The sequence below is a fragment of the Sphingomonas sp. Leaf34 genome (assembly GCF_001421805.1).
In the GTDB taxonomy this organism is placed as follows: Bacteria; Pseudomonadota; Alphaproteobacteria; order Sphingomonadales; family Sphingomonadaceae; genus Sphingomonas.
In genome coordinates this window covers 381790-406339 of record NZ_LMLC01000004.1, presented here as the reverse complement: position 1 = coordinate 406339, position 24550 = coordinate 381790, and the positions used below count along the sequence as shown (strand labels likewise).

Genomic DNA, 24550 nt, shown 5'->3' with positions numbered 1-24550 from the left:
TGGCGCCGCGCCCGCTCTACGAACGACTGTTTACGGTAGCAGTCGCCCGATAGCGGACGGGCGGGTGTCCACCAGCAAGCGGCCGGATGCGCCCCTGCCCCACCGCCTGAACGAACGTCCGTTCATGCCGATCGCCGCCCGAAACCGGACAGGCCGCTTTCCACCAATTTCGTCGGTTCCAAGTTGCACACCCTCATACGGCGCAAGCCCCCCGCCTCGCCCGTTAGCTTGCCATGTGCCTTTTGATGCAGTCGGGGTATCTGATGCGCGGCGGAATAAACACTTGGCCCCCACGGCGCCATGATTCATCCTGCGGTGATGCGAACCGATGCACCCGCAACCCCCATTTAACACGCTTATCCCCCCGCCTCGCCCGCGTACTTTCTGTGTCGCAAAAGGTGCAATCCCAGACCGGCCGGAAGCCGGCCCAGGTCCTGGGGCGCGCGGCGTTTAGAACCGGCGCGGCGTGGGTGCAGTTTGGTGCACTTTGGTTGTGGCCGGGGTACAGCTTGTGGGGAGTGGGAGTCGCGAGGCGTTTGGGCAAGGCCCCGGCACCCCAGCGACACTGGCACCCCGGCCCCGCGTGTCGAATCAATCCCCTCACCTCGCCCCCCCCCTCCTAGGCCGCCTCGTGGCTCTCTCGTCTCATTACCCCAAATACCGCGCAAGAACCCCCGCCTCGCCCGCGAGCTTTTTGTGTGGCTTTCGATGCAGTCGGCGGGATTGATGCAGCACGGCGTGAAACCGTGGCTTCCACGGCTGGTCTGGGTCGTCCGGCCTGTTGCGTTTTGATGCACCTCGAGCGTTTCAGCAAGCCCGACGTGCGTTGCCGATCTGGCACCGATTTTGCGCATCCTCCCCAGGATGCACGGGACGGCGCAAGCCGGCACGCTCACCCGCGGTCGCTGGATGTTGAACCTGTTGGGTTCGGGGCCTCGGGGCTTGGTGGAGCAGGAAATCTGCGCACGCCAACGGCGTTCCTATTATATTTAACCTTGTAGGGTCGGGTTCTGACCACCCAGTGAATTCGCGTTACAGAGGTCGACGCGACGGCCTAGCGAAGCGAGAGCTTTCGCGAGAGGGGACTCGTTGCCGGCACGGAATGCCGCCAGGTCCTCGGCCGAGATCGTCGCCAGCATCGCCGCGGTTTCCTCCTCGTTGGCCTTCCTACGGGTTACCTCGTCGTCCGGCATCGGCCCCTTGCCCATCATCCGGCGGACCATGTCGGCCGCTTCCTTCGGTAGGCCAAACCAATACGCGTTGGTCACCTGCTTCACCTGGGGACCGAAGGCGTCGGGGTCTTCGATCGGTTCGAACCGCCGGATCCAGTTGATGAAACCGTGATCCTTGAGACGCGCGAGCGCGCTGACGATCGCGCCGCGCGAACGGCGCAACCGATCGGCCAGCGTTGCGATGGCGGGTTCGAGCCTACCCGTCTTGAAGTCGATCATTCGCATCAGCTCGCGCAGCACGTCGACGCCGATCGCGCCCAGCGGACCGTTACGCTTGCCCGCGATCTTGTGCTTTCGGTCGTAGGTTTCGGCAGCGCGCATGCGCGCGTTGCGTTCTGCCTTGTTGAATGGCCTCCAGTACCGCTGCTCGCGCTCGCCGGCGCGATAGCTGCTGCGGCGTACGGGTTGCCCTGTGCGATGCCCCTTCGCGGCTTTACCGCCGACGATCTTGAAAAGGGAGCGCGCGGTCATGCCACTGCCCCCTCCAGGATCAGGCGTGTTGCCTGAGCCCCGCAAGCAACGATTCCAGCGGCGCGAGGTCCTGGACCAGCATATCCGCCCATTCCTGCGCCAGCTCGCGCCTGCGCGGCATGTATGCCGCACGATTGTACGCGGCCTCGACGGTGTTGCCCGGCACATGTGCCAGCATCAGATCGATGATCGCGCGATCCCCGACTCTGCTCTCCACGCCCGCCAGCTCGTTCATCACCGTGGAGAACGTCGACCGCCAGCCGTGCGGAACGTGGATCCCCGTAAATCCAGCCTCGCGATACGCCTTGCTCAGCGTGCTGTCGCTGAGCGGCCTTCTGGGATGGCGCACGCTGCGAAAGATCAGCGGCCCCTTCCCCGCAAATTCCATCGCGACCTTTATCGTCTCGACCGCCTGGCGCGACAGAGGAACGATGAACTCGAAGGCTGCATCCTCCTTCTGATCCACCACCAGTTTCATCTTGGCGGCAGGAATACGCCACTGCGGCTCCGGCCCGTCCAAGCCCTCGAATTCCTTCGGCTCGGCCATCCGCAGCACGCCCGACCGTACCGCTGTAAGCGACAGGAAACGCGACGCGAGCTTGGTTAGCGGATGGGCTGGCTGCTGCTCGACCTTGCGCAGCACGATACGCGCGGCTTCGACGGTCCGTACGGCTGGCTGCTTGCCACGCTTGATCGGTGACAACGCGCGTTGCGCGACCGCAGCGGGATCCGCCGCGACGATGCCGCTCCCGATCGCGCGGGCAAACACCTCCGAGATCCGCTGTCGGATACGATGTGCCGTCTCGACCGCCCCGCGTTCCTCGACCGGACGGAGAACCTTCAGCACCAGCGGCGTAGTGATCGCGTCGATCGGCAGATGCCCGAGCTTCGGGTAGACGTCCTGCACGAAGCTGTTCTTCACGTTCTGCGCATATCGCTTCGACCAGGTCGCGTCCTGGCTGGCTAACCAATCCTCGGCGATCGTCTTGAACGTGGCACCGACGCGCGCAACCTGCGCCGCAGCCTGCTGCACCTTGTGGACGGAAGGGTCGATGCCCTCGCGCAATAGCTTCGCCGCGTTCTCCCGCATGGCGCGCGCCTGGATCAACGTCGTGTCCGGATACGAACCGAACACCAGACGCTTCTCCTTGCCGCCAAAACGGAATTTCATGCGCCAGCTGCGGTAGCCGCTCGGCATAATAAATAAATATAGCCCGCCGGAGTCGCCCAGCTTGTAAGCCTTCTCCTTCGGCTTCGCCTTCTTGATAGCCGTATCCGTCAGCATCCGGTGCCCCCAAGCACGGAAACCAGTGCCCCCGAAGTGCCCCCAAACAATCGTCGCTGCATTGGGTAACAATGGGACGCGACGGGACCGCGTACAACCCCGCAAAACCAACGAAACCCGCCCCTTTTGGGACGGGTCGGGATGCGTTGGAATTAGTGGTTGGTGCCCCTGGCCGGAATCGAACCAGCATGCCTTGCGGCAACCGATTTTGAGTCGGTCGCGTCTACCAATTTCGCCACAGGGGCAGCGGCGGGTTGGCTAGACGAAGCGTTCGTCCACCGCAAGCCGTCTTGATCGGAAAACGCAGCGGTCAATTTTTTGGAGGTTGGCGACGGTAACTGAGCGCCTCTGCAATATGGAGTCGGCCGACGGTTTCACAGCAGGCAAGATCGGCGATGGTGCGACCGACGCGGAGGATCCGCGTGTAGCCGCGCGCGGTCAGGTGCATCGCTTCGGCCGCTTGTGCGAGCAATCGACGACCGGCGTCGTCAGGCGTGGCCACGACATCGAGCAACGCGCCATCGGCCTCTGCATTCGTACGAACCGGGTGGTCGCGATAGCGTTCCGATTGGAGCGCGCGAGCGGCGGCGACGCGGACGGAGACCTCGACCGACCCCTCGGTTGGTGGTGGGAGAATCAGATCAGCGGCGCTGACCGCCTGGACGTCGATGTGAAGGTCGATCCGGTCGAGCAAAGGGCCTGATACCTTTGCCTGATAATCGGCTGCGCATTTGGGCGCTCTCGCACACGCGAGACTCGCATCGCCGAGGTGCCCGCACCGACACGGGTTCATCGCCGCGATCAGCTGGACGCGTGCTGGGAAGGTGACGTGCGCGTTGGCCCGCGCGACGCTGACTGTGCCTGTCTCTAGCGGCTGGCGCAGCGAATCGAGTACCGCGCGTTGAAACTCCGGGAGTTCGTCGAGGAAGAGGACGCCAAGATGCGCGAGGCTCACTTCGCCCGGTTTTACCTTGAGACCGCCTGTGGAAAGCTTCCCTTTCGTTGCACCAAGCGACAGTCACGGCTGATCAATGACGCACATTCCGCTGCACTATACCGCACGTTTCGTTGCACTGCGTCAGCCTTGCGCTCCGGCGGCTTACGTTAGATGTTCCGCAACATGCCAATCCATGCCGCCGATTCCGAAGATCTAGGTGCTATCTTAGCCTCAAACTCTGGGGTGGACGGCGCAGAGTTAACCGATACCGAGATCGCAACTGCGGTGATTCGCAGGGGCATCATCGAGCCGCTTGTAGCACGTGACCGATGCTCGGTCGCGGACGTCAGCGACGCGGCTAAGCAGATCGGTTGCTCTACAAGGACTGTCTGGACCATCATAAAGCGGTATCGCAGCACCCGACGGCTTCGCGACCTTTTGCCTCCAAAGAGACGAGGCACCCGCGGACGAAGTTTTCTCGATCCGAAGGTCGAAGCGATCATCGTTCGGGTGTTTGAGACACATCATCTCAGCCGTATGCGGCCGACCATTGTTCAAACTGTGCGCGAAATTCGACGTATTTGTACGTTGGAAGGTTTAAAGCTTCCAAGCACCGACTCAATTCGCCGACGGCTTGCCCGCATTCCAGAAATTGAAATAGTCGCAGCACGAGAGGGCAGAAAGAAGGCTGGCGAGCGGTTCCGTCCGGTGTCGGGCGCAACACCTGTCACAAACGCTCCGCTTCAACGGGTTCAAATTGATCACACGAAGGTTGATCTCATTGTCGTCGACGAAAAGAACAGACTCCCTCTTCAAAGACCGTTCATCACGATCGCCCTCGACGAGTTTTCTAGATCCGTCCTAGGATTCCACCTATCGCTTGAAGCCCCTTCGGCAACGTCCGTCGGATTGTGTCTAGTCCATTCCATCCTACCCAAGGACGATTGGTCAGGTAAGATTGGTTTGCAGTTTCCATGGCCAATGTATGGTAGGCCAGACGAAATTTATGTCGATAACGGTTCCGACTTTCACTCAGAAGCTGTTCAGCGCGGATGCGACGCCTGGGGCATGCAAATCAATTTCAGGCCTGGAGGCATGCCACACTTTGGGGGTATTATTGAGAGAATGATGAGGACAGCGATGTCGTCAGTTAAGACATTGCCTGGGGCAACCGGTTCATCGATCATCGAGCGAGGAGACAGGGATCCAGATCGAGATGCAGCGATGACGCTCCCCGAGCTGGAGTTAATGTTCGCTACCTTTTTTGCGGGCCAATATCATTGCACGCCTCACAAGCACCATGGCCTGACTCCGAATACCAAGTGGATGCAGGGTATATTCGGTGACAAGAGTGAGCGCGGACGGGGTGTCCCGACAGAAATTCAGGACCCCCAACGATTACTCATCGATTTTTTGCCAATGGAACGCCGAAGGCTTACGCAAAGAGGTATTCGGTGGGGCGGCGTCCATTATATGGACGATATTTTGCGCCGCTACCTAATGGATGGAAAACACCGGGATTTTTTGGTCAGGCGTGACCCGCGCGACGTTTCAGCGATCTGGTTGTTAGCCCCAGACGAGAACCGTTATTACCGCATCGGAACGAAAGAGATCTCGCGGCCTTCATTGTCATTGTGGGAACTTGAGGCCGGCCGCAGAGCAATACGGGCGGAGGGACGAGCGGACTATGACGAAACGGCATTGTTCGCAGCAGTAGAAGCCCAGCGCCAGATCGCGAACACAGCGGCAGGCAATAAATCACAAGCGCGACGTTCTCGACTTGCCGTAGAACGGAGAGCGCGGAACGATGCGGGCAACTCGAACGCTCCCAGTGACACGATGCTCCCCCAGTCGCCTCTTCCACAGGCTCCTTGGAGATATACGGAAGCTGCAGCGCCAGACGAAGATGACGTTTTCGAGATACTCGAGTGAACGCTCCTCTGCGCCGCCTCACACCAAAAATTCACGCTATAATTGGGGCATCTCCGGAGGTCAGGCTGGAAGCGCTGAAGGCTCAACCCTTCGTCGCCTATGGCACCGCCAAACGCATTTCAGATCGGTTAGAAGAATTATTAATAAGCAAAAGGTCGCACCGTCCCGCGAGTATTCTTATCTCGGGACCCACTAACAACGGCAAGACAATGCTCGTTAATCGTTTTATCGGGCTACATCCCCCCGACGACGACCCCTCTGCCGAGGCCATCACCGCAAAAGTATTATATGTTCAAATGCCGCCGACACCTGATCCTCGACAGTTCTACACCTCTATCCTAGATCGTCTAAACGCACCAGTCCGTAGAACGGCTATTTTGAGCCAACTACAGAGCCAAGCACTACGTTTAGTTGAATCGGTAGGTTTAAAGGTCCTAGTTATTGATGAATTACATAATATCCATTCCGGTCGAGTTGAACAGCAACGCGCATTCTTAAATGTACTTCGTTACGTCTCGAATGAAAAGCAAATACACCTCGTTGGCTGCGGCCTCATAACTGCGGTTCGCGCACTGCAATCAGACGAGCAGCTTGCAAACCGTTTTGAGCATTGGCCGCTTCCTAAATGGACCTCAGAGAACGGAACTCGAGCTCTACTGAACACTTTAGAGTCGACTTTACCGCTACAACACGCGTCTGAACTGTCACAACCCGATATTATGAGCCGGGTGCTTGCCTTGTCTGGAGGAACGATAGGGGAGATTGTCCGCCTGGTTAATGCAGCGGCTGCAGAAGCGATACAGAACGGAGCCGAGCGGATCGATGCCTCCGTTATCGACGGATTGCGCTGGATTCCGCCAGGGGATCGCCGACGGGCGGCCGAGCTTTCGTTGGGGTATCGAGATTAACTATTGAAACCGCTTTTGCCATGGCGGCCCAAACCACAAGTCGACGAATTATTATCGTCATGGCTGTTACGTGTTGCCCACGGTAACTCTCCAAAATTGCAGACTTTTTCTCACTTGATTTGGCCAGGAAGACAGCTTTGGAACCGAGATCTCGATGCAATGGCACCGCGCGATGTCGTAAATGACTTAGCCAGACTAACTGGAACAGGCGAAAATGAAGCCTGGGCTACGACCCTCTATTCACTAGAGGGCATCTTATATGAACGCATTCGAATAACTAATGCTTCTCGTTGGATTTTGCCTCTCGGAATTTATCACCGAACTCGGCGCCGAGGAGGTCAGCAATGGTGCGCAATTTGCCTCAGCACTGATAGACAGGCGTATTACCGGAAAAATTGGCGCCTCGCCATAGTAAGCACGTGTTCAAAACATGGAATTGTGCTTGCCGACCGCTGCATCGACTGCGGTTCTCCTGCAGTGCCTCACCAAGGACTTGATCCGTGTTGCCACGTTTGCGGAAGTGATCGACGCTCTTACCCTCACGTGATCGCGGACTCAAAAGCGCTTCAACTCGAACATAACTTTCGTGAAATTCTTGCCGGTCGCGCCCACCCGCCCGAAGCATTCAGTAATATCTACCCACTTGCCTTCTTCAACCTAGTTCGACAGATCCTCTCGATTGTGACTGCCAACCCTCGAGCTCAGCGGTTGAGAGAAACCGTATGCAGACACAATGGCGGGGATCCCAGTGAGCCAACTTTTGAAGGTATTATCTCGGCTCCGGAGTTTTTGTCGAGTAGCGAAAGGCATAGGATGATGGCAATTGTTGCGCAGTTACTGGATGGTTGGCCGTACAAGTTCGTCGCACTCTGCGCGGAAGCAGGCATGTGGCGTTCCTGGGCCCTTCGAGGAGATCGGAGTTCAATCCCGTTTGAGTATACAACGGTGGTGGACAGGTATCTACACGGAACCTGATTCAGCCATCGTTCTGTACTTATCGACAGTCTTTTAGAGGGCAGTCGCCAGCAGAAGGAGGAGTCGTGTCGTCAGCCTTCAGATGGCAGACGGCATAGAGAACGTCGTCGTGATCGGGCTGGTCAGTGCATCGCAGCCTTGCCGCTTCTGCACCCTCGCGTTGGTAGATTACGGCGTTATCGACACTCGCCACCCATACCGGACTATTTCCATCAAAACCAGCAAGCCACGCATGTTGCTCGTCTGACCGTGTGCGAGCGAGAACCCATTGTGCGTCATTCATGGTGCTCATCCTTCGGGGGGGGCGGCCGAACAGGCGGGACCGAAAGCTGCCATCGGTTTATCGTTCTTCGCGCCGCGTTGGAAAGACCTGGCGACATACCGTCATTCGTTCAGCGCCGAACGGACGCGCAGCCGCAGCACGCTATAGATTTGCCTGCTCGTCGACTGGCAGCTCTGCGTCCGGACCATAATAGAGCTTGGCGCAGTCGTCGCGAAGGCAGCCTCCCTCAATGACGATATCGTCGCGGTAGGCGTCGCCGATGAACGTCAGCGTGTCGACGTGCTGTGCTTCGAAATACATCTCGTGGACATCATCGCGGCCCGCCCCGTAAACAACGCGCCCGACCTTCGACCAGATCGACGCCATCGTGCACATGCCGCAGGGCTGCAGCGTGGAGTAGAGCGTCGCACCGCGCAGCTCCAATTCCCCGGTGCTTTCACACGCCCGTCTGATCGCCATCATCTCGGCATGCGCGGTTGCGTCCGGCAATTCCTTGGTCTGATTGCGCTCGCCCGCGATAACCTTGCCATCGAGTACGATCACGCACCCCAGCGGTGAGGTCGAGGGGTCGGAACCCTTCGATCGGGCGATTGCGATCGCTTCGTGCATCCAGCGTTCGTCCTCTTGCGTCATCGTCTTGGCTCCCTGTCACCGTCTTACAACACGCAGCGGACACAATGGATCGTTCGGCGCGGTCATTTTCGAATGCCAAGGATAGCCGAATGCTACCGTTCCTTGCTGCGTGTTGGGAAGACAGGCCCCCGGACGGTCATTTTGGCAGGGTCGTAGGGTTTCTGCAGGCCAACGATATCGTCGTAGGTTCCACGCAGCCAGGTATCGATGTCGGCAGGGTCCAGGATCGTGATCAGGGACGGAACCGGCTGTGCCGCACAGTCGCTGCTCACGTATCATAAACTGGTCATGGATCAGGCGCGCCGTATCCTGGCGTCGCCATAGAAACCGTCGAAGCAGCCTCCCATCTAACGGCTCATGACCAATAGCATTCTTCATCTCGGGCTGATGGAAGACACAGAGATCGAGCTTGATCTGGCCGCCCTGGAACTCGCAGCGCTCGATCACCCCGGTGTCGATCTCGATGAATATATCGACGAGCTGACCGACATAGAAATAGCCCTGCGCGCTGCTGACGGCGACGCAGTGAGCAGCGCTGCTCAGGCTCAAGCCCTGAGCAGCGTGATGGGCGAAGAGTTTGGGTTCTCTGGCGACCGGGTGCACTACGACGATCCGCAGAATGCGGATTTGATCGCCGTCGTCGATCGACGGCTCGGCCTGCCGATCAGTCTTTCGATTATCTATGTGGCGATGGCACGACGCCTCGGATGGTCGGCGATGCCGCTCAATACCCCCGGCCACGTCCTGGTCCGCCTTGGCGACGCGTCGGATGCGCTGATCATCGATCCCTTCAACGATGGTCACATCGTCGCCCCTGAACAGGTGGAAGCCTTGTTGGAGCAGATGACGGGCCAGGCCCGGTTTTCCGACGGGATGCTTCCCCTGTCGAACCGGTCGGCGCTCGTCCGCCTGCTGCTCAACCAGGCGACCCGTGCCGAGCAGGCCGGGGATCCCGCACGCGCGCTGGTCCTGTACGAGCGTATGACGATCGTGGCACCTACGCATGCCCATGGTTGGTGGGAGCGCGCCAGACTTCAGCTGGTCGCAGGTGATGTGGCCGGCGCCCGCAGCAGCCTCAGTGCGATGCTGGAGATCACCCGGGACGACGATCTGCGCCTGCAGGTATCGGCAGCGCTCGATGCCCTTCCCCGGCCGACGCCGTCATGAATATTGCGGTGGATCGACTCTAGCCGTGATGCCTTATCCTAAGCGCGTCCATTGGCGCTCATGCCAGGCCCGGGACTGAACCGCGTCTCCGAAACGCCAGAACCGGGTCTCGCGTGTGTGGGGACCTGCGCGGACGAGCGTCCAGCACTCACCCGTCGGCAGCTCCACGACGCGGTGAATGTGCGCAGCGTCGACATGGTAGGTTTCGCCAGGGAGACGGTGAACCAGTTCGCTGTGCCAACCGCCGTTTGGATCCAGGTGGAACACCTCTTCAACATATCCGCCATCGAGAATCTCGGTGTCGAAACTCCAGGGGTGGTCATGCGGCGTCGCGTGCGGTTCTTCCATCTTGAACCGGTGCAGTGCGCGTCCGTCATCCAGATGGTATTTGGTAAAAGCCCGCGACATGCGCTCGACGCTGACGATCCGCGTGCCTTAGCTAGCATCCGATGGGCGGGTTGCGGACTTGCCGCGAGCTTTTTTCGCTTTGCCAGTCGCCGCGGCTTTTCGCTTACGTTGGCGACCTACGGCGAGTCGCTCGCGCCCTTGCGGCGTCCCTGCAACGTCGATGACATAGACGTCGATGAAGGGGCGCCGCTCCATCGGCACACGCGCTACCAGCATCTCGCGCAGCTGCTCGGGCGTGAGCGGCGCAGTGCCGTCCTCGGGATGCGCCGGCAGATTGTAACCGGGCACGTCGCCGAACCACAGCACGATGTAGACGCCACGACCTTCTGCTCGCCAGTCGATCGTATATTGAGCGTCGAGTTGCTCGGAGGCCGCGGCCCATACCTGCGTATGCCACTGCCCCTTGATCTCGACCGGCAGGGCCATCTTATCGAGGCGCAAGGCGATGTCCGCTCGGGTCGTGCCCGGCATCTGCTCCTCCGGCGCAAAGCTGATCGCATCCGGCAATTCGTTCGAGAGTTGGCCGATCAGCCGGTTTCGACAGTAATTTTCCTCGTGCGGACGGTCGCGGTCCCAATAGACCACCCAGCTGTCGAGATTGTCGCCGGCGAGCTTTGCGTTCAGTTCGCCCAGCCGGTCCGCGAAAAACGCGCGCAGGTCGTCGAGCGACTTAGGAGGGGTTCCCGTTGCAGCCGCCTTGAGCTGGTCGAGCGTGGCGGCGGTGTAGTCGTGATCGGCTTGGACACGACGCTGCTGGGCGGCAGCATGCTTAAGGTCGTCCAGGTAGCCGTAATCGCTCGCCTCCATCAGCGATGCTAGCATTTTACCTGCGGCCGCTGTGGGCAACGCCGATAGGGCGGCGATGCATTCTTTGAGGAAATCGGTGGCTTGCCAGGGGTTAGTGTCCCCATGCGACACGCCCTCGGGCCGCTCGAGGTAGCGCCAGGTGGGCGCGAAGGCGCTCACGATGTATCCGAGCTGTTCGGCTGAAAGCGTCGACAATCGAGAACCTGTTGGCGTCTGGATCACTGAACGCAGGTTCCACAGAAACTCGGGGCGGTCGGCGGCCGCAGCGCGTAGGTCGGTCTCGCGGTCAGCAAAGTCGGCCATGAAATCCAACGCCAGCCACAGGAATAGGGCATCGATATCGGCGCAGGTTTGGGCGCGACATTGGACAACCGTCTGGCGGATATCAGCGAGATCACCGGCGAGCACTGATGGAACAAGTCCGCTCATGATGGTCGCAGGCATCATGGGAAAGCGGGATAGCCATTCGCGACATAGCTGCGCGGCGAGCGGTACCATCGGCAGCAGGTGAGTCAGATAGTAAAGGTCGTAGACGTGGCGAGCATTGGCCTCGAGGTCCGGTTCGATGCTTGTGCGGTAGAATTGCTCCTGATCCTCTGGCGTGCCCAGACACAGATTGACCAAAGCGTCCTCAATGCCGAGCGAGTCTTCGGTGTTAGACGCTGGATCGCGCCGCCAAGCCATGAAGACGCTGTCGATATTCTGGCGGGGAAGGTCCGAAAGCGGCTGACCGGTTCTCAGCATCTCGGACACCCCGGCGATCAGCACCGTTTCGATTGGGTAGCTTTTGCCCTTTGCGTGGGCTTCGGCGATCTGGCGCGCCGTCGGGAGGTCCGCGCGCCTCAGGCTTGCGGCAAAGCCCGACAGCACGCGCTCGGCAAGCGCCGGGGTCAGGAATCCTGCCATCTTCTCTTCGGCACCACCTGGTAGATCATTCACATAGTAGTCGAGGCCGCGGTAGGCGTCGGCGGCCTCTGCGAGTACGGCGGATCCCGCGTCGACATGTTGAAGATTGTCGGTGATCCATGCGCGGTGGTCAGCAAACGCTGCCTCGCGCTCGGCATCCCGCTCGGCCTCCCACGCCGCATCCTTCGGATCTCGCGTATCTTCGATCGGCCTGGAATAGCGCTCGATGACATCGAGACGCAGCGGATCGTCGCCTGCGGTCTCTTCCGCTGCCGCGCGGAGAGACGGTGACAGCCCTCCGCGTCGCCGCCCCATCCAGAGGAGTGTGTCCCAGATTTCGGTGTCCGGAGTGGCAATATTTTCCCGGTGGCGCCAGGCCCGCAAAAGGACTGCGCAATCCTCTTCATCGGGGTAGAGACCGAGGGGAACGTCACCAACCCGAAATGAAAGCTTCCGCAGCTCCTTAGCGCTGACAGCAAGCAGGATCTCGGCCTGAACGGCCTGTCGCAGTGTTGATTCGCCGGCGAAGAAATCCCTGATTTTCTTCGGGGCCTTGTCGTCATAACCGCGTTGCCCGCGCAACCAGCTCGTCCAACGCCCGAGCTGCTCTGCCGAAGGCGCCGGCGCATATTCGAGGCGTCTGGCAAGAATGGAGAGTGCGAAATCGACCAGCGCCATGCGCTGGTGGTCATGGCGACGCACCATCGTGCCGTACTCTGCGATGACATCGAGCCATTTCTCCAACTGCGCTGAGGGCAGTTCGAGAAGGTGTTTGCTGGGATACAGCGACTGATGAGATTTTCGCGTCGCCTTGCTGGCCGGACTCAGTGTCAGGCCCAGGTTGCACAACAGGATCGGCACCGCCAATTCCGGCGTGATATCCCGGACGGCCATGCTGACAGCGGCATTTGCCGCATTCCGCAGAGAACCGCTGTCACCGAGTTCGGCGAGGGCCTTTAGGAGGACCGGCCAGTCGGTCACGGCGCCGCGTTCGTTCAGGATCGCAAGGGTCGTCCCGCGCTGATGGTACGATCGCTTCGGATCGAGAAGCATCGCGCGCAATTCGCTCTGGAGAAGCGTGCCGAGTTCGGTACCCTGCATCGCCTCGATCAGCAGGGCACCAAGCATATGGTGTTCGCCAGGCGCGTTCAGGAGCGCGAGCAATTCGTCCTTCAATTCGACCCGGGCGAGGCCCCGCGCTGACTGGCGCGACCAATCTTCTGCCCGGAAAAAGGGGTCCTCATGCGACAGCGCGGCGAGTGCGCGCAGCAGCGCGCGAGCCGTCGGCAGCGGCAGGCCGTCGACATCGCCATAGCGAAGGACACCGTACGGATCATCGCTCACGCAGGTCATGCCGAGCTCGGGCGAGAAACCGGCGAGCCAGGCGTTCACCGCGCGCAGCGACGTCGGCACCGATCCACCCTGACGCAGCAAGGCAACGACCCGCCTGGCGGACTGTCCCGAGGACACGCACCGCGCGAGCCACTTGGCGGCAAGATACTCGGCTACGACGCGGTGGACCGGGACCAGGAGGTTTTCACCTTCGCCCTTGAACAGCCTTGTCTTGATGGCCTCATCGAACTCGGTCGCAAAGGGCAGCGAACGCATGCTTGGGCGTGAAAAATACGCGGATGGGAGGTCTCCCACCGCACCGCTGAACACGCCGAGCTTGTCGCACAGCAGGAAGGCTGCGGCTGCGGCGCCGGTCGAGAGCATCAGCTCTTCCGGGTCGCAGCCGGCATGCGGCCTGTCCTTGTGGCGATCATTGGCTTCCAGAACAAGTTTGGGGCAAGCCTGGGCGAGAAGCCCGCCGCGGGTTGCTGGCAGTGCGCCACCATCGAGCGCCACCTCGCCAAGCAATTGCAGCGTCAGCGGATTGCCATAAATGTCATGCAATCCCCGATCGATCAGATGGGTGAGCACCTGCTCGGCGTCGAGTTCGGGAAAGCGTGTCTCCAGAAACCGCGCTGCGTCGTCTCTGTCGAATGGTTGGAGCTCCAGCATCGTGGCGTCGCGTCCATAATCATCCTTGATCCGGATCCGATCGGCGGCGCCCCGCCAGTCGGCCGCGCGGCAGGACAGTATGAAGTCGGGATTGTCGAGTTCCGACAATTTGGCCAGCACCGCCTCGATGCCTCCGCCCTCTGCATTTGACGCGACTTCGTCAACGCCATCGATGACGATCCGCGTTACCATGCCGAGCTTCTTTGCGGGGTTGGCCATTCGCACCAGCTGCGTCGCTCGAATGAAGATCGCGCCGTCGATACCCTCGAAAGACTCCATCAGAATCGACTTGCCGGCCCCGGGATCGCCGACGATTACGAGAGGGCCCTCGAGCGCCATCACTTCGCTTTGGTGAAGCACGACCTCGACATCTTTCGGCGGGTCGATCCGCTGCAGCTTGCGCGCGATCGGACGGGGCCCGGCTTGGTCCGGGCCATTCAGATTGAGATCCTCAACCAGCTCGCTTTTTGTTTCCGCTTCGATATCGGTCATGAAAGGGGAATAGCCGGCTCGGCGCCCAGGCGCCATTTCTTACGGGAAACCATGCGCGACCTGCTACCTACCGCGCCCCGTGGCCAGAGCTGTAAGCAGGGGGGCGGCTCTAGTCCGTGCCGTCCGGCGTACCGGAGCCACCCGACGATGCGCGCGTGGTGTAAAGAAGCAGCAATGGACCTTCGACAGCGGGAAGAGCTGTCGTTATCGTGAGAAGAATGCTTGTGACAAAGGCCATGACCGTCTCGGCGGCGGAAGCGATGCTTTCCGGGCTGGCGCGCGACGCCTCCAGCGGACCCATCAGGCTCCCCACGAAGGGGCACCACCACCATGCTGGGGGTGAGGCCGCAGTGGTCCAAGCGCTGATCACATGGGCGCAGTCGATCCGCCACCCCGCGCTCCAGACATACGTGCCGAATGCCGAAGACCCGGATGGGCAGATGACGACCCTTACCCGGCAGTTCTTCGGCATCGCCGCGGCGCTGTTGTGCGACCGGGCGAGCGCGGTCGACGGCGCAGTCATCTCGGAGGCACTGCGCGCGCAAGCGCTGGCGCGCCTCGACGTGATTCAGAGCGAACGGCCGCGCGAGGCATCGCGCGGGCCCCAATATGAGGTGCTGTGCGTCGATCACCTCGACCGCGCGGCGCCCCGTCTGCTCTACGACCTCGACCTCGAGGGACAGCCGTCGCTGAAGGGAACGAGCGCCTTCATCGAGGTCGCGCGTCAGATAGACCGGACCATAGTTCCAAGGGAGCTATCGTCCTCCATCCCACCATCATTCACCGACGCGGTCGGCGGGGCTCTCTACGAGCTGTTCCGCAACACCGAGGACCATGCCCGTGTCGACGAGCGGGGGGACCGGCTTGGTCGTTCGATCCGCGGCGTACAGGCCAGGCGGCACGCAATCCCTCAGGCCAAGCTCGCTGAGTTCGTCGGCACGTCGCCCCCGCTTGCGGCATACTGCGCGAGACTTCGGCCGCCGCGGGCGACCAACAAGGACCTCCAGCTGATCGAGATCTCGGTAATCGACAGCGGCCCCGGCTTCGCCGCCGCGATCACCAAGCGGCCCTTGGCGGAGTTGACGCCGGTGGAGGAAGCCGACGCGGTCCGCCGCTGCTTCCAGAAGCACGCCACCGGCAAGACGACCTCGCGCTCGGGTCTCGGGCTGCCGAACGTCGTCGACATCCTCCGGGAGCACGGCGGTTTCATGCGCCTGCGCACAGGCCGCCAGTCGCTCTACGCCGACCTGAGCCTCGAACGCCGGACGCCCTACGGTACGCTTCCCGAGTTCGTCACCTGGCCGTCCGAACGCGAGACCTTCCCACGCGCGTCCGGCACCCTCCTCACGATCCTGCTTCCGCTCGTCGTCGAGCCGTGAAGTACCTCTTCGTCCATAGGTTCGACCGCATGGTAGGAACGGCGGCGCGCGACACGCTGGTCGCGTTCGTCGGTCCGCGCGAGCTCGACGTCGGCGCGATGGTCGGCGAACTCGAGAAGGAAATTGACGCGCGCCTCGTCCCGGACGAACTCGTCATCCTCTGCCGGGAAAGCGTGGCGGGCGAGATCGTGCGCTCCTTCTCCGCGCCCGGCCCCTTCCGCCGGCTCCAGGAAAGGCTGCTGAAGCGAACGCCGGTCACCCTCATCTCGTTCGGTGGCAACGGCTTTGAATTCCGGCGCATGCCGCTCGACGACGGCGAGCACGTGTCGGACGTGGCCCTGACCGACCTGCTCAGGCGCGGTGCGACATCGATCTTCCGGGACCACAAGGGCTTCGTGGAGTCCACGAGCGCGTACCACTTCCGCAACCCGTCGGGTCGGCACACCGGCCGCTTCATCCGCCTGTCCAACATTCTCGTGCGGCAGTCGGAGATCACGTTCGTCGCGCTGTGCGCGTTGCGACACATACCCGAGGACACGTCGGTCGTGTACGTCGACACGCCATCGCTCTTCGCGCTCGTCGCCGCGATCAACGATCTGCGCGCGTCTGAGGATGCACTGCCGCCCGTGCTGGTCGACAGCTTTAGGTCCTACGACGGCGTCGACACCTACGCGCACTTCCGCACCGGCGGCGCGGTCGCGCTCGTATCCGCATCCTCGAGCGGCAAGCTCGCGAAGCGGTTGGTCCAGAGAGGCTTCGACAGCCGCAGGATCGTGCACGTGCTCTTTCTCGGCGAAAAGCCGGAGACTCTGGTCGCGGCGGTTGACCTAGCATTCGATCGGCAGAATAACCCAGGCGGCTTCATCCGAACGGTGGAAGCCGACAGCGGTGCACCCTGCTCGATGTGTGCCAACGGATCGATCGCCATCCCGATCCAGGGGGATCAGTTCGACATCGCCGGCCCGCAACCCGAGCCGCTCGTCATCAAGCGGACGAAAGAGCATGCGGCGCTCTCGGCCACGATGGCCCGGCACGCCGGCACCGGCACGTTCCAGATCAACGCCGGACGACCGACCCGTCAATTCGCGATCGACGCGGAGAAGGTCGCCACGTCTGAAAGCGCGGAGAAGAGGCTCGCGTACCTCGCGGCCGCAAGCATCCCGGCCAAGCTCGGGCACTGCATCGTGGCGAACGCCGAGTCAGCGCCTTTCGCTAAGCGGGTGCTCGATGCCGCGGACAGCGCCGCTCCCATCCTCACGCGCGAGGAATTCGAGCAAGCCCGTGCAGCGGTCGAGGACGCATTCACCGATCCGATACTCGTCGTGTCCGCAGTCGTCGGAAGCGGCCGTCAGTTGCTGGACCTCAGCCGGATGCTGAGGTCGTGCCCCGAGGCGCCGCTCCTCTACTTCGCTGGGCTCGTCGTGACCGAGAGCACCGAGCGCACCCAGACCCTCACGCGCAATCTCGCGCTGACCCATAACGCCGCCGAGCACCCGCTGATCATCGTCGATCAGATCAACCTGCCCGGCTTGGCTGCACCGAACCCGTGGGACCGGGAACTTGCCGTCTTCGACGAAACGGCGAACCGGAGTGTGCCGATCTCAGCGGAGATCGAGCAGCGCCGAGAGCGCCTTCGGCAAACCTCGGTCGGATTGGAGCAGGAGTTGTTCCTGACCAACGCGCCGGGCGATCCACTCAAGATCCAGCGCGGCTTCGCGTTCTGGCCGGAAGGCCTGCCCGACAAGGCGAACACGCAGGCGGACGTGTTCTTCACGATCGCCTCCATCCTGCAGGGTCTCAGGACTGGCGAGGGCCGGAACGACAGGCAGACGCTGAGGACTGAATGGTTCTACCGCACGCTACTCAGCCCCGAGAACTTCGGACGGTTCAACGACGCGGTGATTCAGGCGAGCCTGCTGCGCGCCGCCCGTCCGTCCGAACTCGATTACACGGACAATGCGCAGACGAGCGCGGAAGCGGCACGGGTGCTCCGCCGCATCCTGGAGAGCGCCACCACGCCCCGCGGCGAGGCTGCTGCCGAGTTCCTGGTCGCCCTCGCGACGGGGCGACTGAGGGTGGCGAAGGACGACCTCGCGACCGTGCTCGACGGCCTGCCGCCGCAGACACCGCTGGTAGATGAACTCGTCGCTCTCTGTCGATCGCGGCTGCTTCCACCCTGACCCATCGGATGGAGTTGCGCGAAAAATCCATTTTCCAGCACGTCGGGCGCAGTTGGAAAGTCAAACGGATCGTTAAGGTCCTCCGGCAGGGAAAAGCCGATCGTGTTGTGCTCGAGTACCGCCCTCAGGCTGGCGAGACTCATATATTTGTAAAGACGCATCGGCCGCTAAATCCTCGACAGGTCCATATCATACACCACTCGCGGACCGACACGGGCCCAGAGCCGCATCCCCACGGCGAGAGATTGCAGGCAGACTAGGCATGGAAACGGGCCGAGACGTGTCAATCGAGCACCCGCACTTCGCCATTGGCGGCTGAGCCGGATACTATGAGCGCCTCGTGCGATGACTGCTGGGACGCTAGGTAGCGCTTTTGCTTTTCCGCACGATCGGCCTTTCTTTCGGTCAGATGGCGCTCAACCGTGTATTCGGGTTCCGGGTTGGGTGCCGGCTTCAGGCGACTGGATTTGCGGATCCTGTCAGCAAACGACAGCGCAGCAAGGCCTTGATCGATTAGCTGGACAATCCGTGCCGGCGCTCCAACGCTCCTTCCACCATAAAGCGCCTTGAGCGGCGGCGGCCGTGACTATGGCTGTTCCTAGGATCGTCAAAAACGGCATTTCAGGCTCCCCAAGCCTCGGCGAACAATTCGGACGGTGGGGTGCGACGAGCGCGAAGTCGAGATCTTTGAGCGAGCATCGACGCCTGAACGAACTGCCGCTTACCGCGAGTCACCGACCGAAACCGGCCAGTCCGGTTTCCACCAAAGGCGGATATGCGGTCCTACGTCTCGGAAGCTGCTACCGTATCCACCCTGGGGACGAACTTGTAGACGGTGCCTCGAGAGATGCCGAGTTGGCGAGCGACGTGTGCGGGCTTCATACCGTCGGCGATCAACTTACGCACCGCGTCGGGATCAATACGCGGCTTGCCGCCTTTGTAGACGCCCCGTGCCTTCGCTGCCTCGATACCTTCGAGTTGCCGTTCGCGTCGGAGGTTCGTCTCGAACTCTGCAAATACGCCGAGCATATCAAGAAACGCTTTTCCCGCTGCCGTGCTTGTATCGATCGGTTGCTCGGTCGCCTTAAGAGCGATCCCCCTGCCCTTCAGCTCATACACAATATCCTGCAGATCTTTCATCGACCGAGCGAGCCGGTCAATGCGGGTCACCACCAGAGTGTCGCCTTTGCGAAGGAAGTCGAGCAAGACTTGCAATTCCGTCCGTGCGCCGCGCTCGCTGCCCGATTTCTTCTCCGATCGGATGGTCTGGCAGCCAGCGGCCCGCAGCGCCGTTTCCTGTATCCCAAGATCCTGCTCGGAGGTCGATACGCGCGCGTAACCAAAAAATGTCATTGGACCCCCATCTGTTCAGTCAGGTTCTAGACCGCTTGCACGGAGTGTTCAATCTCTATGAATATGACCCTGATTGAACAGGAACAGTGTTCATCACGGTGTGTTCACTCACGGTATACCCCGATTGACGCTGAGCGTGACTTCCCGCCCTTTTTTGATCAGTGACGGAAAACCCCCGGATTCTGGTTTCCGCACAACCGGACAAAGCGACAGGGTTTGTCGCATGTACCACGTGCAGAATGGGGTAGCCCCGATCGCCTAACTTGCGGCCTGACGACAATCATGTGTTTTCCGACAGTCTCAAGACGCTGCGGCAACCTATACCGGCGTCATGACCAAGATACTCGATACGGACAGGAGATCGCAGGGTTCACCTGAACCCTCATTTCTGCACCTGAACGACAGCGCTCGGCATCATCGGGTCGCCTGACGCAATGACGAGGTACCGGCGCATGTCGCCCTTCGCGTCGCTGACGATCTGGCGGAGCGGTCCGAGCGTGTTGACGATCGCGCCGCCCGCGGGATTGGTCATGAACTTTGCCAGAGGCTGGATCACGCCGCCACCATCAGCGCGGGAGGATAGCCCAAGGACATAGGGCATCTTTGGGCTGAGGCCCGCAACCGCCGCCTGCAGGATCTGGACTTGGCCTTGATCGAACAGCGTGACCTGGCTGCGGCCAGTCCCGGCGAGGGTCAGCTGGATCTTCATGCCGGCCTGTGCGAGCGGTATCAGGTTTGCACGGCCTTCGCCTACCGGCACCGCGCCGGGAACATAGGCCACGCCTTGCGGCCCCTGACCGATCGGAATCGTCGCGATGACGGTGTTGCTGGCGGTGTCGATCGCCGCAACAGCGTCGGCGTTCTCCAGCCCGACATAGATCCGCGAGCCGTCGCCCGACGGCCACAGACCGTGCGGCAGCGCGCCGACCGGGATGCTCGCGACCTGCACGAAGTCGGTGGTGCGGAACACCTTCACGACATTCTCGGTGCCGACCGTCACATAGGCGAACTGGCCGGCCTTGGTGCGGGCGATGTTGACGTGGTTGGTGATCGCGCCGGTGTCGAACGTCTTCAGCACTGCGAAGGGTGGCTTGGCGTCGAACACCATGACCTTGCCGACGTCCTTCAGCGTCAGCCAGACCTGCTTGCCGTCGGGCGTCGCGGCGATGTCGGGGCAGAACGGGCTTGCCTGCTTGACGCGACCGACGATCTTCTTCGAGGCGGTGTCGATCACCACGGTCTCGGGTGAGAAGCTCGAACAGACATAGCCGTATTTCCCGTTCGGCGAGAAGATCGTCATGCCGGGGCCGTTAGGTACGGGAATGCGCGTCGTTGGCGCGAACGTCTTGCCGTCGAGTACCTGAATGTAATCCTCGCCGCGCACCGCGACCCACACTTCGCGACCATCGGGACGGAAGAACGCCTCGTGCGGCGAGCGCCCGACATAGGTCGTGTGCTTCACGGCGTTGGTCGCGGTGTCGATGAACGTCACCGAGTTCGACCCGATGGAGATCACCGCCAGCGTCTTACGGTCGGGCGAGAAGCCCATGCCGTGGACGAGCAGCTGCCCCTTGTAGAGTGGGCTGAGATTGGCGGGGGTCTGGTCACCGAGCTTGATGACGCCGAGCAGCGTGTTGGTCGACGGATCGATCACCGACACGGTGTTGGAGAACTGGTCCGAGGTGTAGAACCGGTCCTGCGCGCTGACGGGTATGTCGGGGCTCGCGTTCGGAACCTGCTGCGCAAATGCCGGGGCCGAGAAAGACAGGGCGGCACAGGCGGTTAAGGTGAAACGCTTCATGGACGGTCTCCTTGATGGGGGTGACCGGTCGCGGTCGGTTCGGTGTGGGGCGGCAACGCGCCGCCTTCGGATAGGATGCTCTGCATCACCGCGATTTCCTGTCGTTGTTCGACGATGATTCCCTGCGCAAGCCGGCGCAGGCGTTCGTCTTTGCCATAGCGCAGTTCGACTTCGGCCATGTCGATCGCGCCCTGATGATGGGGAATCATCATCCTTGCGAAGTCGCGATCGGGATCGCTCGAATAACCGGTCATCATCGCGCCGTGCATCCGCGTCATCGCCGCATCCATAGCGGACGCGAAGCTGTCCGTTTGCGCTATAGCGGCCGTCGATCCGGACAAGGCTATCGCGATCAGCAAGGTCGTGCGTGATTTCATCGTCATGCCCCTAGTCATCCCATTTACGACACGCGAGCGATGATGCCGATAGTCGTTGCTAGCACGGCCATGCAGCCCGGGAGAAAGAGCATCTGTATAGCCGCTTCGCGCCCTGTGATCGTGCCCGTCAGGATATCGACCGGGCCCTTGATGAACTCCGAGAACGAACGGAGGGGTTCGCCGGGGGCGGGAGTATCGCTGAGTACGATGCCGCCAGCAATCAGACCGAAATACAGGATCATGAAGACCGACACGACCGTCAGGACGAGCGCCGTAGCTGCATCACGTGCGAAGAAGGTCCAGAAAGTCAGCAACATTGCTGCATACACGCCGACGAGCAAGCCCAACGTGGCAGGATGGACGCCGCGCGATGCGATGCCTGGAGCCGTTCTTTCCAGCTCGTCATAATTGCCTACATCCGGCACGATTGCGAGATGTCGACGCACAGGCTTAGGAGCAACGAGTGTCTCGGTAGCGAGATCGTAGATCGGCTGTGTTGCCATGAGGAAGTCTCCGCGCGTCTCGATGAATGCCGAGCGTGACAGGATAGATGATTGCGGCGGGGCGGTCGGTCCAACGCATAACCACGGTCATTCCAATCATTTAACAGGAACGGTCGGCGATCTATAATCGCGTTTTCGTATTGAAATCATCGCGACCATGCGTTGGACGCGAGGGACATATCGGTCGATCTAGCGGCATCGGACCGGCACGATCACCCGCCGGGTCCGTGATAAGGATCAAACGATGAAAGCTGCGATCGTTTTGGTTGCCGCGATGTTGGCCTCCGTAGCGCCAGTCCCGGCGATCGCTCAGGCCTATTGGGCTGCACCTGCGGCGGACGACTTTCCCTACGATATCAAGGCGGTTCAGGCACCGTGGTCGAAGGCTGATATCGACCTCAGCCATCATGACCGGATCTATGTGTCTGACCCTACATCGACGAAGATCGTTGTCATCGATCCTGCAGCGGGCAACGAACTGGGACGGATCGACCTCGCCAAAAGCGCGATAGCTGAGCCCAGCTTTTCCAGCCCCAAAGTCCAGCACCTGGCTGCAACGCGTGACGGGCGGACCCTGGCGGTATCGGCATTAGCGCAGCACAGTGTGACGCTCGTAGATCTGGCCACGAACACGGAACGAGGCCGGACCGTGTTCCAGACGTCGCCTACCGCCGTCGCGTTTACGCCCAATGGGCACGAACTCTGGGTTTCGCTCGGCGATGAACATGCCATCGCGGTCGTGGATCCTAAGACCGCGCGGGAGATCACCCGCGTACCAGCAAGTGGCGGAGCGGGCGCGACCATCCTGTCGCCAAACGGACGCTATGCCTTTGTATCGCTTACTGAAAGGCCGTCCATCCTGGTTGTCGACGTCGAGCATCGGCGCGTCGTCGGACACGTTGCCAGCAACGGTGCAGGTGAGGGAGCAATCGCGGTCTCGCCAGATGGCAAACAGATTTGGGCAACACGCCGCGAGAGCGGCACGACCACGGTTTTTGCTGCCAAACCGCCGTTTGCGGTACGCGAAGTGATAAACACTGGTCCAGCAACGGGCGCGGTCAACTTCGCCCAGCGCGCGGACGATTCCTTTGCCTATGTCAGCATTGGCGGCGATCAACCTGCAATCAAGGTCTATAGAACCGACAGCCTGGAGGCTGTGGCAACCGTCCCGCTACAAGCGGCTCCAAGTGCGGTTTGGCCGTCGGGCGATGGTACGAGAATCTATGCCAGCCTGGCCGGAACCAACAAGGTCGCTGGGATCGACACGCTGACGTACACCACCGTGTCGACAATCCCTATCAGTACGGATGCGCAAAGCCTGATCTACGTTCCTGGTGCCGTGCGATCAGGAAAAGGTCTCGCCAATCTGGTGCCATCCGGGCGCGATGCGGCGCTTGCCGTGGCGGCGCGTTGATCGGTCTTACACCGTCTGTAATTTCCCAAGGAAAGCCCTTTCTGAAATGACCAAGCCCCCCGTCAGGATCGCGATCAGCGGTGCCGCAGGACAAATTTGCTATTCGCTGCTCTTCCGGGTTGCGCAGGGTGACGTGTTCGGACCGGACCAGCCCGTTATCCTTCAACTGCTCGACGTGCCGCAGGCTATGGACGCCGTACGCGGCGTGGTCATGGAACTGGAGGATTGCGCGTTCCCGCTACTGGCAGGTGTGATCATTACTGATGATCCGATGGTGGCTTTCAAGGACATCGATGCGGCCATGCTGGTTGGGTCTCGTCCCCGCTCAAAGGGCATGGAGCGCCGTGATTTGCTCGCTGCCAACGCAGCGATCTTCAAGACGCAGGGCGCAGCATTGGACGCAGTGGCCAAACGTGACGCCAAGATCCTGGTCGTCGGCAATCCCGCCAACACAAATGCCTGGATTCTTGCGCAAAGCGCACCGGGTTTTCCTGCCGAAAACATCACGTCGATGATCCGCCTCGATCACAACCGCGCGCAGGGACAGCTTGCGGCCAAGGCGGGTGTAGGTGTCGATGCGATTACAAAGCTCGTCGTCTGGGGAAACCATTCGCCGACGATGTTTGCCGACTGGGGGAATGCCGAACTCGATGGCCAAAAGCTTGCCGACCGTATCGGAAACGAGGCCTGGTACCGCGAAACCCTGATCCCCACCGTTGCGCAGCGCGGAACCGCGATCATCGAAGCACGGGGTGCGTCCTCGGCCGCGTCGGCCGCAAATGCAGCGATCGACCATCTGCGCGACTGGGTGCACGGCGCAGGCGATAATTGGGTGTCGATGGGCGTGGTGTCAGATGGCTCCTACGGTATCCCGCAAGGACTGGTGTGCGGCGTGCCGGTGCACTGCATGAGCGGTGGGTATGCGCGTATCGAAGGCCTGACCCTCGATCCGTTCCAGCGATCGATGCTCGATCGCACGATTGCCGAACTGGTCGATGAACGTGAGGCGGTTATCGACATTCTGAAATGAACGATCGGTATATCTGATTGGAATGACTGTAATCTTTGGTTGGTGCGATTGATCTCCTTTCCCTATCATTGGG

At 61.1% G+C, this 24550-nt stretch carries 17 protein-coding genes, 1 tRNA gene and 1 pseudogene; 8 read left to right on the top strand and 11 right to left on the bottom strand.

All coding sequences use genetic code 11. The features are described 5' to 3' along the window. Positions 1 to 989 precede the first annotated feature (989 nt). The 4 genes and pseudogenes from ASF00_RS13320 to ASF00_RS13305 all read right to left on the bottom strand — a co-directional run. The gene (locus tag ASF00_RS13320) at positions 990 to 1703 is read right to left on the bottom strand and encodes a hypothetical protein (protein WP_055879866.1); all 714 of its coding nucleotides are present in this window, start codon (positions 1701 to 1703) and stop codon (positions 990 to 992) included. Between the two features lie 19 nt (positions 1704 to 1722). Further along, complete coding sequence (locus tag ASF00_RS13315) at positions 1723 to 2988, bottom strand: tyrosine-type recombinase/integrase (protein ID WP_055879864.1); 1266 nt, start codon at positions 2986 to 2988, stop codon at positions 1723 to 1725. 160 nt (positions 2989 to 3148) lie between these two features. Next, positions 3149 to 3233: transfer RNA gene (locus ASF00_RS13310), tRNA-Leu, on the bottom strand. 65 nt (positions 3234 to 3298) lie between these two features. Then, positions 3299 to 3979 (bottom strand): annotated as a pseudogene (locus tag ASF00_RS13305) (ATP-binding protein); the annotation flags it as partial. A gap of 117 nt (positions 3980 to 4096) precedes the next feature. Here ASF00_RS13305 and ASF00_RS18080 point away from each other — a divergent pair. Genes ASF00_RS18080 through ASF00_RS19340 form a run of 3 tightly spaced genes read left to right on the top strand, consistent with a single transcriptional unit; the run spans position 4097 to position 7740 of the window. Then, positions 4097 to 5857, top strand: a complete 1761-nt coding sequence (locus ASF00_RS18080) for a Mu transposase C-terminal domain-containing protein (RefSeq protein WP_082463427.1) — start codon at positions 4097 to 4099, stop codon at positions 5855 to 5857. Further along, positions 5854 to 6765, top strand: a complete 912-nt coding sequence (locus tag ASF00_RS18075; RefSeq protein ID WP_082463426.1) for a TniB family NTP-binding protein — start codon at positions 5854 to 5856, stop codon at positions 6763 to 6765. The genes ASF00_RS18080 and ASF00_RS18075 overlap by 4 nt, the downstream gene beginning before the upstream one ends. A 3-nt stretch (positions 6766 to 6768) precedes the next feature. Beyond that, complete coding sequence (locus ASF00_RS19340; protein WP_082463425.1) at positions 6769 to 7740, top strand: TniQ family protein; 972 nt, start codon at positions 6769 to 6771, stop codon at positions 7738 to 7740. A 424-nt stretch (positions 7741 to 8164) separates the two neighbouring features. Here ASF00_RS19340 and ASF00_RS13300 read toward each other — a convergent pair whose 3' ends face one another. Then, positions 8165 to 8656: a nucleoside deaminase gene (locus ASF00_RS13300; protein ID WP_055879861.1), complete on the bottom strand. Its 492-nt coding sequence runs from the start codon at positions 8654 to 8656 to the stop codon at positions 8165 to 8167. A gap of 357 nt (positions 8657 to 9013) precedes the next feature. On the opposite strand from ASF00_RS13300, the gene ASF00_RS13295 reads away from it, so the two are divergent. Beyond that, a complete protein-coding gene (locus tag ASF00_RS13295) occupies positions 9014 to 9823 on the top strand; it encodes a SirB1 family protein (protein ID WP_055879859.1) in 810 nt (269 codons plus the stop codon). 33 nt (positions 9824 to 9856) lie between these two features. On the opposite strand, the gene ASF00_RS13290 is transcribed toward ASF00_RS13295, so the two are convergent. Both ASF00_RS13290 and ASF00_RS13285 read right to left on the bottom strand, forming a co-directional pair. Further along, complete coding sequence (locus ASF00_RS13290; protein WP_055879855.1) at positions 9857 to 10231, bottom strand: hypothetical protein; 375 nt, start codon at positions 10229 to 10231, stop codon at positions 9857 to 9859. A 27-nt stretch (positions 10232 to 10258) separates the two neighbouring features. After that, positions 10259 to 14440 (bottom strand): hypothetical protein, encoded by a 4182-nt coding sequence (locus ASF00_RS13285; RefSeq protein WP_055879852.1) that lies wholly within the window; start codon positions 14438 to 14440, stop codon positions 10259 to 10261. Between the two features lie 236 nt (positions 14441 to 14676). Between ASF00_RS13285 and ASF00_RS13280 the strand changes: the two genes are divergently transcribed. Together ASF00_RS13280 and ASF00_RS13275 are read left to right on the top strand one after the other, a co-directional pair. Continuing rightward, on the top strand, positions 14677 to 15819 hold the full coding sequence (locus ASF00_RS13280; RefSeq protein ID WP_156348346.1) for an ATP-binding protein: 1143 nt from the start codon (positions 14677 to 14679) through the stop codon (positions 15817 to 15819). Beyond that, positions 15816 to 17999: a hypothetical protein gene (locus tag ASF00_RS13275; protein WP_055879844.1), complete on the top strand. Its 2184-nt coding sequence runs from the start codon at positions 15816 to 15818 to the stop codon at positions 17997 to 17999. Before ASF00_RS13280 ends, ASF00_RS13275 begins: the two co-directional genes overlap by 4 nt. Before the next feature lie 783 nt (positions 18000 to 18782). Here ASF00_RS13275 and ASF00_RS13270 read toward each other — a convergent pair. From ASF00_RS13270 to ASF00_RS13255, 4 genes are all read right to left on the bottom strand, one after another. Next, the gene (locus ASF00_RS13270; protein ID WP_055879840.1) at positions 18783 to 19352 is read right to left on the bottom strand and encodes a recombinase family protein; all 570 of its coding nucleotides are present in this window, start codon (positions 19350 to 19352) and stop codon (positions 18783 to 18785) included. A gap of 382 nt (positions 19353 to 19734) precedes the next feature. Next, positions 19735 to 21153: a YncE family protein gene (locus tag ASF00_RS13265; protein ID WP_055879837.1), complete on the bottom strand. Its 1419-nt coding sequence runs from the start codon at positions 21151 to 21153 to the stop codon at positions 19735 to 19737. After that, positions 21150 to 21530 (bottom strand): CopM family metallochaperone, encoded by a 381-nt coding sequence (gene copM, locus ASF00_RS19060; protein WP_268795101.1) that lies wholly within the window; start codon positions 21528 to 21530, stop codon positions 21150 to 21152. Before copM ends, ASF00_RS13265 begins: the two co-directional genes overlap by 4 nt. Positions 21531 to 21553: 23 nt before the next feature. Further along, the gene (locus tag ASF00_RS13255) at positions 21554 to 22033 is read right to left on the bottom strand and encodes a hypothetical protein (RefSeq protein WP_156348345.1); all 480 of its coding nucleotides are present in this window, start codon (positions 22031 to 22033) and stop codon (positions 21554 to 21556) included. A 244-nt stretch (positions 22034 to 22277) separates the two neighbouring features. On the opposite strand from ASF00_RS13255, the gene ASF00_RS13250 reads away from it, so the two are divergent. Then, entirely contained in the window at positions 22278 to 23447 is a 1170-nt protein-coding gene (locus ASF00_RS13250) for a YncE family protein (RefSeq protein ID WP_055879827.1), read from the top strand. 46 nt (positions 23448 to 23493) lie between these two features. Beyond that, positions 23494 to 24477: a malate dehydrogenase gene (locus tag ASF00_RS13245; RefSeq protein WP_031392887.1), complete on the top strand. Its 984-nt coding sequence runs from the start codon at positions 23494 to 23496 to the stop codon at positions 24475 to 24477. The last annotated feature ends 73 nt before the right edge of the window (positions 24478 to 24550 follow it).